This window comes from Actinomyces oris (genome assembly GCF_001937665.1).
GTDB lineage: Bacteria > Actinomycetota > Actinomycetes > Actinomycetales > Actinomycetaceae > Actinomyces > Actinomyces stomatis.
This window is the reverse complement of sequence record NZ_MSKL01000024.1, coordinates 28,640-42,952: the sequence shown is the minus strand read 5'-3', so window position 1 is coordinate 42,952 and position 14,313 is coordinate 28,640. Positions and strand designations below refer to the sequence as shown.

Sequence of the window (14,313 nt, the reverse complement as noted above, 5' to 3'; positions counted from 1 at the left end):
TATGTTCGCGCGGTGGAATGAATGACCCTGACACGTCGCAGGAGGGGAGGGCCCGGCTACCGCACCCGTGAGGTCCGCAGCCGGGATACTGCGGATTGCCGCCAGGTGGGGGAGACCAGCAGCCTGACCATCAGGACGACCGCGATCAGTGCTGTCAGCGTCCAGGCTCCGGCACGGGCCAGCTCCCAGGTGAAGACGATCCCGAAGACGGGAGCCCTCTGGGTGGTGGCGAGCACCGCCCCCGCACCGGCGATCGCCAGCACCGCGACACCGGCCTCCACCCCGCAGGCGTTCAGCGCGATCGCCAGGGCGGCTCCGGCGCTCGATCCCACGGCCAGGGAGGGGGCCAGCCTGCCGCCGGTGGCGCCGGCCCCGAGCGTGAGACCGGTGAGGACCGGCTTGAGAACCACGATGCCCAGCAGCAGGACCGCGACCGCACCCGCAGCGCCGCTCGAGTCTTCCGGAACGTGAGCCCCCAGGGCCACCTCCATGGCGTCACGGCCGTTGCCGACGACGGCCGGAACCCACAGGCTCACCAATCCGGTCGCCAGTCCCGCCGCACCGATCGCCGCTGGCAGCCACCGCAGGGCGCGCACACGGTGCGTCAGCATCCACGTCCACAGTCGCCTGGCCCCCACTCCCAGTGCGGCGGCGACGGGCACGAGCAGAACCAGCCCGAGGACGGTCCCCGACGACGGCCCTTGCGAGGCGACCTCGAAGGCGGGTCGTCCGTGGGAGTGCAGCCAGGAGACGAACGTGGCGATGAGGCACACCGGGACCGCCACGAGGGCGCCGCGCCGTCGCATCCCCGTGACCATGACGAGCTCGACGGCGTAGGCCGCCCCTCCCAGCGGTGCGTTGTACATCGCCGCCAGGCCCGCGCCGGCGGCGGAGGCGATGAGGATCGCACCCTCGGTCCTGCCGATCCCCAGGCGGGTGGCGAGCCTTGCCGCCACCGCCCCTGCGGCCAGACGCGGGGCGCCCTCGCGGCCCACCGAGTTACCCGCGCCGACCGTGAGGACCTGGGTGACGGCGTCGAGGAAGGGACGTGCCAGGCCTATCCGGGGAGCCGCTTCGCCGCTGCGATCCACCACCGCGGACTCCACGTCGGCCACCCCGCCGGTTGCGCGCAGCCACCACCACAGGCCACCGGCGATGAGACCACCCATGGCCGGGGCGAGCGCGCGCTGCCAGGACGGGGCGGCGGCCAGGCGCTCCAGGAGCCCGCCGTGGGCGACGCCGTAGAACAGCGCCTCGAAGAGCTCCAGGAGCAGCGCCATCGCGATCCCGATAAGACCCGCGGCCACGCCCGCCAAAGCGGCAGCCACCAGGAACCGGGGTCGTATCAGCGCGCGCACGCCAGGCACGATACCCGGGCTCCGGGCCTGGCGGGTCAGGGAGGTCAGCTGGCCGCGTCGTCGACCGCCTCGCCGAAGTCGGGGACGTCCTCGAGCGTCAGGGTCCCGATGTCCTGGCTGACCAGGCCCACGGCGGGGCGCAGACCCAGCCACCACTGGTGGCGGGGGCGGCGGTTGTCGCGGTCGAGGTCGTCGTTCATGCGGTCCAACGGCTGGTTGGAGACCTTGCCCCCCACCAGGCCCACGTAGGAGGCCGTCGGCTCGCCGCGCTTGAGGGCGCAGGCCAGCAGCTCCAGGGAGTAGGCGACCAGCTTGGTCGCCATGATTCGGTCGAAGGCCGTGGGGCTGCCGCCCTGCTGCTGGTGGCCCAGGATCGCCTCGCGCACGTCGTAGAGGCCCTTGCCCTCCTCGGCGAAGATGTGGGCCAGGACGTCGGTGGTGTAGTTGACGCTGGCCCGCTCGTTGCGGATCACCAGGTAGAGGCTGCGGCCCGAGCGGAAGGAGCTCACCATCCGCTCGGAGTCGGCGGCCAGGCCCTTGAGCGTGATGCCCTCCTCGTTGAGGTAGACCTTCTCCGCGCCGGTGGCCAGGCCCGACATCAGTGACAGGTAACCGCACTTGCGGCCCATGACCTCGGCGACGAAGCAGCGGTGGGAGGCCGCCGCGGAGAGCTTGATGGAGTCCAGCGCCACCACTGCGTTGTTGAGGGCGGTGTCGGTGCCGATGCTCAGCTCGGAGCCGGGCAGGTTGTTGTCGATGGAGGCCGGCACGCACACGATCGGGATCTGGAAGGCGGGGTAGCGGTCCCGCTCGGTGACCAGGCGGAAGGCGCTCAGGTAGGCGTTGTAGCCGCCGATGACCAGCAGGGCGTCGATCTCATGGAGCTCAATGGCCCGCCCCAGGGCGTAGAGCTGCTCAATGGTGGGCACCTCGCGGCGCGTACCCAGCTGGGCGCCGCCGTCACCGACCCAGCCTTCGACGTCGGCCCACGTCAGCTCGTGCACGTCGCCGTCGAGCAGGCCGGGGAAGCCGCCGTAGACACCCAGCATCGTGAAGTCGTGGTCGATGCCCAGGCGCACGGCCGCGCGCGCCGCCGTGTTCATACCCGGGGCTAGGCCGCCGGCGTGGATGATGGCGACCCGCTTGGGGCGGTCGCTGGACGACGGCGTCGAGCCCGCATCGTTGGCCGGCTCGACGGGAGGCGTGGACATGGTCTCGAACAGCTCGAGCATCTTGCCGAAGCTGGCCCCACGGGCCTGGATCGCCCCGAGGTAGTCGTGGGCGGCCACGAGGTCCTTGACGGCGCGGGTGGCCGCGATCTGCTCCATCATCGGCAGGCGGCGGATGCGGTTGTGGCGCTCGGCGATGATGACCGGCTCGCTGCCCGGCTCCATGGACACCACCTCGCGGGCGGCGGCGCAGCCCAGCAGCGTCGACATCCAGCGGTCGTAGGCGCTGGGGCGGCCACCGCGCTGGACGTGCCCCAGGATGGTGACGCGGGCGGCCTCGCCCAGCTTGTCGGCGATGACCTGGCGGACGTCGTCGGCGGTGATGCGGTTGCCCTCGCGGTCGGTGGCGCCCTCGGCGACGATCACCATGGACTCACGGCGCCCGGCCTCCCGGCCCGCCTTGAGCTTGGAGCACATGTCCTCCTCCCAGTCCTTGCCCGGGGGGAGCTCGGGGACCAGGACGTAGTCACAGCCCCCGGCCACGGCCGCCATGAGGGCCAGGTAGCCGCAGTGGCGGCCCATGACCTCCACGACGAAGGTGCGCTGGTGGGAGGCGGCCGTCGAGGAGATGTCGTCGATGGCCTCCAGGATGCGGTGGAGCGCGGAGTCGGTACCGATGGTCATGTCGGCGCCCACGAGGTCGTTGTCGATGCTGCCCACCAGGCCGGTCACCATGAGGACGGGATGGGCGGCGGCCGTCTCGGCGCTGATGTCGCCGCCGGCGACGAGCTCCTCGAGCAGGGAGGGCCAGTTCTTGCGGAACTCGTTGGTGCCGGTCAGGGAGCCGTCGCCGCCGATGACCACGAGCCGGTCGATACCGTGCTCCAGGAGATTGCGGGCGGCCGCCAGCTGGCCGGCGCGCTCGCGGAACTCGGCCGAGCGGGCGGTGCCGATGATGGTGCCGCCGCGCTGGAGGACGGAGCCCACCGAGTCCCACTCCAGAGGGCGGATGCCGTCGCCGCCGGCCACGGCCCCGGCCCAGCCCTCCATGACCGCGTAGGGCCTGGCCCCCAGGCGGATGGCGGTGCGCACCACGGCCCGCACGGCCGCGTTCATGCCCTGGGCGTCACCGCCGGAGGTGAGGACCCCGATGCGCAGGGGCTCGCCGTCCAGGCCGAGCAGCGGGCCGGCCGACGAGCCGGTGGGGGAGGGGACGGTGTCTGAGGACATGGCGGCTGGCATGTGGGGTCCTTCCCTGGGATCGCCGGTGGGCCTGGCTCCCGACGTCGGCCGGGAGGGCATCAGTCCTTATTGTTGCTGGTGAGCGCCGCCACGTCATCCGTCTGTGGTCCCAGGATCGGCTTCCACGCGTTCGTCGCCGTCAGTGCGGGTATAACCATCTCCCTTCTCGAGCCCTCCTCGTGTCAACCCACCATAATTCGCGTGGTGGTGCGCAGAGCAGGATTGGGAACGTACTTCGTGATCGAGAACTGCGATCTCCCGCAGACGACTGGGGTCTGCCCCCAGTCATCCGGAGGAAAACGCAGTTCTCGTAGGGAAAGTACGTTCTCGACGGCGCTCGTGGCCGACGACGGCATGAGCCGGGCCGGGGCAGGCGGTCGATCAAGCAGCGAACCGGTCGATGGCTCGGCCGTGACGGAGGTCCCCGGCGCGCACGTCCCGTCGTGAGACGCGGCGACCACGTTGGGTGAGATGCCGTTGCTTCGCACTCGTGTCCGCCCTCCTGACCGGCCAGCGGGACGTTAGGCTCATCACTGGTGCCTGCCCGGCCGGCTCGCACCCCGCAAGCCATCCACATGCCCCGAGAGGATCAGCTGCATGGATCTGTACGAATACCAGGCCAGGAACCTGTTCCGCCAGCACGGCGTCCCCGTGCTCGACGGCGCCGTGGCCACAACCCCCGAGGAGGCGCGCAGCGCCGCGCAGTCCCTCCTCGACGCGGGAAGCGAGCTGGTGGTCGTCAAGGCCCAGGTCAAGACCGGCGGCCGCGGCAAGGCCGGCGGCGTCAAGCTCGCCCGCACCGTTGAGGAGGCCGAGGCCCGTGCCCGCGACATCCTGGGCATGGACATCAAGGGCCACACAGTGCGCGCCGTCCTCATCTCCGACGGCGTCGACCTCGATGCCGAGTACTACTTCTCCATCCTCCTGGACCGCGCCGAGCGCCAGTACCTGGCGATGTGCTCGCGTGAGGGCGGCATGGACATTGAGACCCTCGCGGCCGAGCGCCCCGAGGCCCTGGCCCGCGTCGGCATCGACCCGCTCGAGGGCATCACCCCCGCCGTCGCCCACCGGATCGTTGAGGCCGCAGGCTTCGAGGCCGGGGTCCTGGCCGACGAGGTCGCCGCCGTCATTGAACGCCTCTGGGAGGTCTTCACTGCCGAGGACGCCACCCTCGTGGAGGTCAACCCCCTGGTCAAGGCCGCCGACGGCCGCATCATCGCCCTGGATGGCAAGGTCACCCTCGACGACAACTCCCGCTTCCGCCACCCCGCCCACGCCGAGCTCGTCGACAACGCCGCCACCGACCCCCTGGAGGCCCGCGCCCGCGAGGCCGGCCTCAACTACGTGCGCCTTGAGGGCGAGGTCGGGGTCCTGGGCAACGGCGCCGGCCTGGTCATGTCCACCCTCGACGTCGTCGCCGGCGCCGGCGAGCGCCACGGCGGCATGAAGCCCGCCAACTTCCTCGACCTGGGAGGCGGGTCATCGGCCGAGGTCATGGCCACCGGCCTGGAGGTCGTCGCCTCTGACCCCCAGGTACGCGCCATCCTCGTCAACGTCTTCGGCGGCATCACCTCCTGCGACACCGTCGCCCAGGGCATCGTGGCCGCCGTCAAGGCCCTGGGCGGGCTGCCCAAGCCCGTCGTCGTGCGCCTGGACGGCAACAACGCCGAGACCGGGCGCTCCATCCTGGCCGACGCCGCCATCGAGGGCGTCACCGTCGTCGACACCATGGACGGGGCCGCCGACGTCGTCACCGCCATCGCCGAGCAGATCAGCGGCCAGTCCGCTGGCAAGGAGGCCTGAGACATGAGCATCTTCCTGACTGAGAACGACCGCGTCATCGTCCAGGGCATGACCGGCTCCGAGGGCCGCAAGCACACCACCCGCATGCTCTCGGCCGGCACGAAGGTCGTCGCGGGCGTCAACCCCCGCAAGGCCGGCACCACCGTCTCCTTCGACGTCACCCCCATCGGCCCCGGAGCCGGCGAGGTCCAGGCCGGAACCGTCGAGGTCCCCGTCTACGGCACCGTCGCCGAGGCCAAGGAGGCCACCGGCGCCGAGGTGAGCGTCGTCTTCGTCCCGCCCGCCTTCGCCAAGGGCGCCGTCGTCGAGGCCGTCGACGCCGGAGTGCGCCTCCTCGTCGTCATCACCGAGGGCATCCCGGTGGCCGACGCCACCTGGATGCGCGCCTACGCGGCCGACCGCGGCGTGCAGATCATCGGTCCCAACTGCCCCGGCATCATCTCCCCGGCCCGCTCCAACGTGGGCATCACCCCGCCCGACATCACCGGCCCCGGCCCCCTGGGACTGGTCTCCAAGTCCGGGACCCTCACCTACCAGCTCATGCACGAGCTGTCCGATCTGGGCTTCACCACCTGCATCGGCATCGGTGGGGACCCGGTGGTCGGCACCACCCACATCGACGCCCTGGCCGCCTTCGAGGCCGACCCCGACACCCGCCTGGTCGTCATGATCGGTGAGATCGGGGGTGATGCCGAGGAGCGCGCCGCCGCTTACATCCGCGAGCACATGACCAAGCCGGTCGTCGCCTACGTCGCCGGCTTCACCGCCCCCGAGGGTCGCACCATGGGCCACGCAGGCGCCATCGTCTCCGGCTCCTCGGGCACCGCCGAGGCCAAGAAGATCGCGCTGGAGGCCGCCGGCGTCCGAGTGGGGCGCACCCCCAGCCAGACCGCTGAGATCGCTCGCGAGCTCTACCGCCGGCTGGCCGGAGAGGTGAGCGCTTGAGCCTGGCGCGGCAGCGAGCCGTCAGCCTGACGTCCTGGGCCCTGTGGTCCTTGCGCGTAGGGGTCGAGTCGGTTGGCCTGGTCTGGCTGGTGGTGGTGCTGGCGACGGTCGCCGTGTCCAAGGCGGCCTCCGGCCTCAACGCCGCGGCCATCCTGAGCGCCGGTGACGCCCTGCACGCCGGGACCGCCCTGTGGAGCCTCGGCTTCGGGGGGACGGTTGCCCTGTCCCCCGAGGACGACGGCCTGCTCAGTCTGCCGCTGCTGGGGCTCACCCTGGTGCAGGCGGGCTGGACCTGGTTCTGCGTACGGCGAGCCCGCCCCTCCCGGCCGGCGGCCGGGGCGGCCATCGTCGCCGCCGCGACCATCATTGCGGTCCTGGCCTGCCTCACCGGTCCCGCTGGACTGGACACCTGGCCCGCCGTCATCGGTATTTCCCTGCTCACCGGCGTCATCGTCGCCATCCAGCTCCTGCGCGCCGGCCATGACTGGCCGCCCCTGACCCGCTGGTGGGGCCGCCGTCCCCATTGGCTGGGGCCGTCCCTGTCACTGGCCTACGGGGCCACGCGGGCCCTGAGTCTGCTGAGCCTGCTGGTAGTGGTCGTGGCCGTCCTCAACGGTGCCGGCCGGGTCTCGGTCCTGCACGACTCCCTGGCCAGGGACGGCTTCGTCGCGATGGCCGGTCTGATCCTGCTTCAGGCCGGCTGGGTGCCGACCATGGTCATCTGGGCCTGCTCCTGGCTCATCGGCGCGGGCTTCAGTGTGGGCACGGGCACCGTCTTCGCTCCTGACCGCGTGGTGGCCGGCCCCGTCCCGCGCCTGCCACTGCTGGGGCTGGTGCCGTCGGAGCCGCTGATCAGCGTAGGCCTGTGGCTGCCGCTGGTGGTGACGGCCGGCGCCATGGTGGCCGCCTGGCGGCGTCGTGCGGTGCTCAACGCCCTGCGGGTGCGCTACGCCCTCAGCGCCGCCGGTCTGGCCGCCCTCCTCGTGGCCGGCGGCGTGGGCCTGTTGTGCCTGGCCGCCTCCGGTTCCGTGGGGCCGGACCGGATGACCGCCGTCGGCCCGCTGGTCCTCTACACCGTCATCCTCGTCTTCGTCGAGGTCGGTGTCGGACTGGCCGCCATGGCCGTCCTGGCCCACCCCTACACGCGCACCTGGGCCAGGAACACCCTGCCCGAGTCGATCCTGCCGGCGGCCTACCGGCGGCCCGATGCGCACGAGGACACCGCTGACGAGGAGGACGGCGAGGCGTAGAGCTCGTGTTGTGGGTCAGTGCGCCGTCGTACCCGCGCTGCTCAGGGCGTTGACGGCCGTATCCACACCCTCGACGAGCTCGGGCGTCACCGCCAGGAGTGCCGTCCCGGCCCGGTAGGTCATCCCGGGAATGGGGGTGTAGAGGACATTCGCCTCCAGGAGCGCCCGCCCCTCCTTAAGAGCCTGCCACAGCCCGGGATTCTCCCGGAAGAACCGCGTGACGCGCTCATCGGAGGCCAGGTGCTCCAGGACGTTGTCGGCCGACTTGTGCGCCACGCGCCCCGGCAGCCTGCGGGGAGGAATGTCGGTCTCGTCGTCGTCATCGATGGTGGGGGCGGCCCCCTGGTACTCCATGACGACCAGCTGGTTCCCGCTGGGGGAGAGCGCCAGGGCGTGGACGGGGCTGTCCACCGGCCGCTGGTCGATGGCCTCACCCCGGAACTCGTCAGTGATCCGGAACCCCTCCAGAATGGCGAACTGCTCGCCGTTCCCGGTGTTGAGTCGGCGCGTCAGGCCCAGGATCTCGGCCTGCTGCTCCGCCACTGAGGCGGCCAGGTCTCGCATCTGGCCGACGACCTGGGAGTCGGCCCCGGAGTCGGCCAGATCAGCGACGGTCTCATCGATTCGACCGGGCTCAAGGGCATCGATACCGACGACACCCAGAGACTCGGCGAGCTCACGAAGACGCGCGATATCGGCTTCAACCGCCACCTGTCGCTTGGTGCGCGCCGTGAACAGCGCCTGGCTCTCGGAGAAGGTCTCGGCGCCCCGGATCCGCCGGTTGACGGAGAGCTCGGCAGCCAGGTCAGTACCGCCCCCGGCGGGACTCGCGCTCAGGGCCGAGCGCGGCATGTAGGTCATCGCGAAGTCCAGCAGGGCCAGGCACATCTGCCCCGGCGTGCGCGTGAGCAGGTGACTGACGAGGCTGCTCGACGACGGCGCGGTGCTGATACGGCGCCCCGGCGCCCCCAGCGTCAGGACGAGGGAGAGGCTCATGGCCACCGCGGCCAGCGCCCCGATCGCGTAGAGGAGCCCCTGGGTGCCACTCAACCCGCTCCACCACTGGGAGAACAGGCGCGGCAGGGCTGAGAGGAACAGGTCGTCCTCGGTCTCCTTGAGCTCGGGGGCGAGCTGCCAGACGGTGCGCACCTCGTACATGCAGCACAAGAGGAACAGCACGACGCTGACCACCAGGATTCCCAGGCGGAAGCCCTGGCGGGCATTCGGCTCAGCGCCCGGCGTCGTGGCCTCCATGGCATCGGCGCGCACGCCGCGCACCTGCTCGGCGGTGGCCCGCCCCGCCCGCATGGCGTAGAGACGTCCCTGGCGCAGGTCCCCGTAGGCGCCCCAGGTGACGGCCAGGTCGCCCCAGGTGAAGTTCGCCAGGGCCACCACCGAGACAATGAGAGCGCGCACGAATGGCGGCGCTTCGGTGAGGTTGGGGTAGCGGGGAGCCGGCGCCCCGGCCACCGTCCAGCCGTGCACGCCTGCGTAGGCGCGGCGGTGAGCGTCCAGGAGCAGGCAGGCTGCCATGAGGATGACGGACAGAGGGATGGCGCTCAGGCCTCCGCCGTTGACCCGCCACAGGAACATGAGCAGCGCCGGGAAGCCGCCGCCGGAGTCGCTCTGGCCGAGCTGCTGGGCGATCCTGGCGATGTAGGTGGCGTGGTCACTCACCGACTGCAGAATGACCACCGCCGGGAGAATCCAGGCCACGATCCGCAGCCACACGAGGTTCTTGGCACCTTCGAATGCCGGAGAGTCCTTGAGGCGCCACAACGTGATCGCCAGCGCCACCGCCATCGTGATGTTCGCGGTGCTCACCTGGTTGCTGACCGCCAGGACGTTGCTGTTCTCCTGGGTCATCGACCCCGAGGTCCACGGGTTGAAGGAGAAGGGCAGACGCCCGTTGCCCAGGACCGAGGAGAGCAGGCTGCTCTCCTCCAGGGCCCGGATACCGTCATTGAGAGCCGTCAGGCCCGCACCGGCGGCGAAGCCGAGCAGGGCCCAGTCGGAGGCCGCCAGACGGCGCATCCGACCCGGTGCCAGGAAGACCACGAGCACCAGAGGCACCAGCGGGCTGAGAACCTCCAGGGCGATGGTCAGCGCGATGCTCATTCCGTTGCCCATGACGGACAGCCCTGCGCGGGTGCGCACCGAACTCATGATCATGGCGACGACGAGTGACCACACGGCACCGACGCCGTACATGAGGAGGACCGAGCGCCAGCTGATGGTTCGTGTGCGCGCCAGGAGAGCCACCACCATGAGGCACACGGCCATGAAGGCCGCCGGAACGGCGGCATAGGCCAACCGCGGCACCATCACCAGGGCGGCGATGAGCAACGGGATCATGAGGGCGTAGGCTCCGCGCACCACCAGGTTCAGAGCGTTGGATAACGCCGGGTGGCGGCTCCACCAGCGCCGGTAGGCGGAGGCGGCCTCCTGCCACCGCTCAGGGGGAGTTCCTCGATATACCGGTGTTGCTGCGATGTTGATGGGCGCAGTCATGTTGCGGACTGTATGCCGTATCTAAAGCCGCTTGCAAGGAAACTGGCCAATCGGTTGGGCGGTTCGCCGGAAGCGACATGGCGGATCTCAGGTCAGGGAGGCGCGGTGCGCCCTCCCGGTGGCGTCGCGGCCGCCACCCGATAGGATATGAGCGGCTACGACTGGCGAGGGTGGGGCACCACCGGGGAGTGGCCGAGGCCGTCCACGAACGGGGCGTCGCCCGCCTGGGCGTCCCGCTTCCTCACGCCGCACCAGGAGCATCATGTCCCCCTCGTCCCAGTCCTCGCAGTCCACGAACCAGGCAGTCCCCACCGCTCACGTCCCCACCGAGGGCCTCGTCAGCCCCGACCGCGTCCCCGTGCGCCGCGCCCTCGTCTCCGTCTACGACAAGACCGGCCTCGTCCCGCTCGCCCGCGCCCTGGCCGACGCCGGCGTCGAGATCGTGTCCACCGGCTCCACCGCCGCCACCATCGCCGCCGCGGGCCTGGCCGTCACCCCGGTGGAAGAGGTCACCGGCTTCCCCGAGTGCCTCGAGGGCCGGGTCAAGACCCTCCACCCGGCCGTCCACGCCGGCATCCTCGCCGACCGCCGCAAGCCCGACCACCTCGACCAGCTGGGCACCCTGGGCGTGACGCCCATCGACCTCGTCATCGTCAACCTCTACCCCTTCACCGACACCGTCGCCTCCGGCGCCCCCTTCGACGCCTGTGTCGAGCAGATCGACATCGGTGGCCCCACCATGGTGCGCGCCGCCGCCAAGAACCACCCCGCCGTCGCCGTGGTCACCAGCCCCAACCGGTACGACGACGTCGCGGCCGCCGTGCGGGAAGGCGGCTTCACCCTGACCGACCGCCGCCGCCTGGCCGCCGAGGCCTTCGCCCACACCGCCGCCTACGACGCCGCCGTCTCAACCTGGATGGCCGGCCAGATCGAGACCGACGGCATCGCGGACACCGCCGATGCCGCCGAGTCCGAGGCGAGCAGGTCGGCCGCGCCGCCGGCCTACGTCGGCGTCGGCTACGAGCGCCTGGCGAGCCTGCGCTACGGGGAGAACCCCCATCAGCGGGCCGCCGTCTACCGCACCGCCGGGGCGAGCGGGGGAGTGGCCGGCGCCCGCCAGCTCCACGGCAAGGCCATGAGCTACAACAACTACACCGACACCGACGCCGCCGTGCGCGCCGCCTATGACCACGGCCAGGCCGTCACGGTCGCCGTCGTCAAGCATGCCAACCCCTGCGGCATCGCCGTCTCGGCCGCCGGTGACGTCGCCGAGGCCCACCGCAAGGCCCACGCCTGCGACCCGGTCTCGGCGTACGGCGGCGTCATCGCCACCAACTCGGTCGTCACCGCTGAGATGGCCCATCAGGTCAAACCGATCTTCACCGAGGTCGTCGCCGCCCCCGCCTTCGACCACGAGGCCGTGGAGATCCTGTCCACCAAGAAGAACCTCCGCCTGCTCGTCGTCGAGCCCCCCGAGCGCGATGGCTACGAGATCAAGCAGGTCACGGGAGGTGCCGTCATCCAGGAGCGCGACGTGCTCAGCGCCGACGGCGACGACCCCTCAACCTGGACCCTGGCCGCGGGGCCGGCCGCCGACGACGCGCTCCTGGCCGATCTCGCCTTCGCCTGGCGCTCGGTGCGCGCGGTGCGCTCCAACGCGGTCCTCCTGGCCCACGACGGCGCCACCGTCGGCGTGGGAATGGGACAGGTCAACCGTGTCGACTCCTGCAAGCTGGCCGTCGAGCGCGCCAACACCCTGGGGACCCGATCCACTGGCGACGCCGCACTCGAAGGCCCTCAGCAGGAGAAGGGCGCCGTCGGAGGGGCCGACGCCGCCGAGGTCCTGGCGGACGCGGCCGCCGCGCCGCAGCGCGCTCGCGGGGCCGTGGCCGCCTCCGACGCCTTCTTCCCCTTCGCCGACGGCCTCCAGGTCCTCATCGACGCCGGGGTTCGCGCCGTCGTCCAGCCCGGAGGCTCCATCCGTGACCAGGAGGTCATTGATGCCGCCCAGGCCGCCGGCGTCACCATGTACCTCACCGGCACCCGCCACTTCTCCCACTGAGTCGGCTTCGCCGCCTCGTGCCCGACTCCTCACGCCGGGCACGAGGCCGGCATGCGAGCCGGAGAGAGGGCATGGACCCGCTCCCCACGCGCCGATAGGCTCCTGCCCGTGACTCATGACCCGCATCCCCAGCAGGCCGAGCACAAGGAGCCCTACCGCACCATCTGTGTTGTCCTCGTGGCCCTCGGCCTGGCAGCTGTTCCTGCCATCGCGCTGCTGGGGCACCGCCGTATCGCCGTCCTGTGGGCGGCCGCCGGGATCCTGTCGCTGGCCATCGTCCGGACCCAGCGCCCCGACGGCACCTGGCTGGCGGCGCGCAGCCGCCTGTTCGACGTCGGTCTCGGCATCGGCCTGGCCGTCGTCCTGCTCCTCCTGTCGCCTTACGTCAACCTGCCGCGCATCCAGTGAGCGGGGAGTAGGTCGCGTATCGTTGAGTTCTCCCGGCGAGGCTGCGCGTTACCTTCTGTGATCTGTGCCCTGGGAGTGCTCATTCCTCGGTCCGGTGCGGCGTCGTGACCGAGCGGTATGGCACGCTGGCCTCAGTCAAGACGTCTTGTCACCTCGTTTCACACCCTGAAGGTCCCTCTATGTCAAGCAATCCCTCAGCCTCGCCCTCGCTGGCCCATCGCCTCAGCCATAGCATCCTGACCTGGGTCATTGGTGCGATCCTGTTGGCCCTGCTCGTGGGCTCGGTCCGCTTCAGGGGCCACGCGATCATTCCCAAGCCCGTCGGCAATGTCTTCGCGACCTTCTCCGACCTGTTCAGTCAGTTCCTCAGCTTCTCCATCCCGCTCATCATCATCGGTCTGGTGACCCCCGCCATCGCCGATCTGGGACGCGGGGCCGGCAAGTGGCTCGGAGTCACGACGGCTCTGGCCTACACCTCCACCCTCTTCGCCGGCTTCCTCACCTTCCTGGTGTGCGCCGCCACCTTCCCACGGCTGCTCGCAGGGACCTCTCTGGCTGATGTCGCCAAGCCAGAGGGGGCTCTGAGCAGCTACTTCACGGTGGAGATGCCGCCGGCCGTCGAGGTCATGACCGCCCTGCTGCTGTCCTTCGTCCTGGGGATCGGCCTGTCCATGGTGCCCCGGGGCGTGCTGCGCAAGGGCTTCATCGAGTTCCGGGCCATCATCACCCGTCTCATCGAGCGGATCATCATCCCTCTGCTGCCTCTTCACATCTTCGGCATCTTCCTCAACCTCACCTACACCGGGGCGGCCGGGGCGGTGATGAAGGCGCTCCTGCGGGTCGTCGTCGTGGTCCTCATCCTCGAGGTCGTCATCCTGGGCATCCAGTTCATCACCGCGGGGATCATCGGTCGCCGCAACCCGCTCAAGGCGCTGCTCACCATGGTCCCGGCCTACCTGACGGCTCTGGGCACCTCCTCGTCCGCGGCCACGATCCCGGTCACCCTGCGTCAGACGAAGAAGAACGGCGTCTCCGACGCGGTAGCCTCCTTCACCATCCCGCTGTGCGCCACGATCCACCTGGCGGGGTCGACCTCGAAGATCTTCTCCTTCGCCTTCGCGATCGTCCTCACCCAGGGCCTGCACGTGAGCACCGCCCAGTGGATCGGCTTCATCTTCATGCTCGGCATCACGATGGTGGCCGCACCGGGCGTGCCCGGGGGCGCCATCATGGCGGCCACCGGTCTGCTGTCCTCCATGCTCGGCTTCAACGACCAGCAGGTGGCCCTCATGATCGCCACCTACATCGCCCTGGACTCCTTCGGCACCGCCACGAACGTCACCGGTGACGGCGCCATCGCCATCATCGTGGATCGCATGGCCGGCGGCTCCGTCAACGACGAGGGCGACCCGGAGAACGTTCGCGAGCTCTCCTTCGACGGCATGGCCTACCTCCACGCCGTCAGTGTCGAAGGGGTTGTCAGCCCCGAGGAGCTCGAGGCCTCGGCCGCCGCCACCCGCTCCGGCGAGTAGATCGCAGGCAACCTGATCGGGCGCCGGGAGTCA

At 70.7% G+C, this 14,313-nt stretch carries 9 protein-coding genes and 1 riboswitch; of the genes, 6 read left to right on the top strand and 3 right to left on the bottom strand.

Translation table 11 applies throughout. The features are described 5' to 3' along the window. Nucleotides 1-56: 56 nt before the first annotated feature. Nucleotides 57-1,358 (bottom strand): chloride channel protein, encoded by a 1,302-nt coding sequence (locus BKH28_RS09360; protein WP_075418549.1) that lies wholly within the window; start codon nt 1,356-1,358, stop codon nt 57-59. 44 nt (nt 1,359-1,402) lie between these two features. Next, a complete protein-coding gene (locus BKH28_RS09355; protein WP_178388858.1) occupies nt 1,403-3,769 on the bottom strand; it encodes a 6-phosphofructokinase in 2,367 nt (788 codons plus the stop codon). 597 nt (nt 3,770-4,366) lie between these two features. Between BKH28_RS09355 and sucC the strand changes: the two genes are divergently transcribed. The 3 genes from sucC to BKH28_RS09340 are packed head-to-tail and all read left to right on the top strand — an operon-like array spanning nt 4,367 to nt 7,767. Next, a complete protein-coding gene (gene sucC / locus BKH28_RS09350; RefSeq protein WP_075418548.1) occupies nt 4,367-5,572 on the top strand; it encodes an ADP-forming succinate--CoA ligase subunit beta in 1,206 nt (401 codons plus the stop codon). Nucleotides 5,573-5,575: 3 nt separating this feature from the next. Then, nucleotides 5,576-6,517, top strand: coding sequence for a succinate--CoA ligase subunit alpha (gene sucD, locus BKH28_RS09345; RefSeq protein ID WP_075418547.1), 942 nt, complete (start codon nt 5,576-5,578; stop codon nt 6,515-6,517). Continuing rightward, a complete protein-coding gene (locus tag BKH28_RS09340; protein ID WP_075418546.1) occupies nt 6,514-7,767 on the top strand; it encodes a cell division protein PerM in 1,254 nt (417 codons plus the stop codon). The genes sucD and BKH28_RS09340 overlap by 4 nt, the downstream gene beginning before the upstream one ends. 15 nt (nt 7,768-7,782) lie before the next feature. Here the strand turns inward: BKH28_RS09340 and BKH28_RS09335 are convergent, their stop codons facing one another. Next, complete coding sequence (locus tag BKH28_RS09335) at nt 7,783-10,278, bottom strand: hypothetical protein (protein ID WP_075418545.1); 2,496 nt, start codon at nt 10,276-10,278, stop codon at nt 7,783-7,785. A 147-nt stretch (nt 10,279-10,425) separates the two neighbouring features. After that, a riboswitch (ZMP/ZTP riboswitch) is annotated at nt 10,426-10,515 on the top strand. A gap of 25 nt (nt 10,516-10,540) precedes the next feature. Here BKH28_RS09335 and purH point away from each other — a divergent pair. The 3 genes from purH (at nt 10,541) to BKH28_RS09320 (ending at nt 14,280) form a co-directional block, all read left to right on the top strand. After that, entirely contained in the window at nt 10,541-12,340 is a 1,800-nt protein-coding gene (purH, locus tag BKH28_RS09330; protein ID WP_075418544.1) for a bifunctional phosphoribosylaminoimidazolecarboxamide formyltransferase/IMP cyclohydrolase, read from the top strand. Between the two features lie 108 nt (nt 12,341-12,448). Further along, nucleotides 12,449-12,748 carry a DUF3017 domain-containing protein gene (locus BKH28_RS09325; protein WP_075418543.1) on the top strand — a complete coding sequence of 100 codons (300 nt, stop codon included), beginning with the start codon at nt 12,449-12,451 and terminating at the stop codon, nt 12,746-12,748. A gap of 179 nt (nt 12,749-12,927) precedes the next feature. Beyond that, a complete protein-coding gene (locus tag BKH28_RS09320; RefSeq protein ID WP_075418542.1) occupies nt 12,928-14,280 on the top strand; it encodes a dicarboxylate/amino acid:cation symporter in 1,353 nt (450 codons plus the stop codon). Nucleotides 14,281-14,313 lie beyond the last annotated feature (33 nt).

What these genes read in the sequence shown, in the direction of transcription:
- BKH28_RS09355 (WP_178388858.1), bottom strand. Translation starts at nt 3,769, where the DNA reads ATGCCAGCCGCCATGTCCTCAGACACCGTCCCCTCCCCCACCGGCTCG.
- sucC (WP_075418548.1), top strand. Translation starts at nt 4,367, where the DNA reads ATGGATCTGTACGAATACCAGGCCAGGAACCTGTTCCGCCAGCACGGC.
- sucD (WP_075418547.1), top strand. Translation starts at nt 5,576, where the DNA reads ATGAGCATCTTCCTGACTGAGAACGACCGCGTCATCGTCCAGGGCATG.
- BKH28_RS09335 (WP_075418545.1), bottom strand. Translation starts at nt 10,278, where the DNA reads ATGACTGCGCCCATCAACATCGCAGCAACACCGGTATATCGAGGAACT.
- purH (WP_075418544.1), top strand. Translation starts at nt 10,541, where the DNA reads ATGTCCCCCTCGTCCCAGTCCTCGCAGTCCACGAACCAGGCAGTCCCC.
- BKH28_RS09320 (WP_075418542.1), top strand. Translation starts at nt 12,928, where the DNA reads ATGTCAAGCAATCCCTCAGCCTCGCCCTCGCTGGCCCATCGCCTCAGC.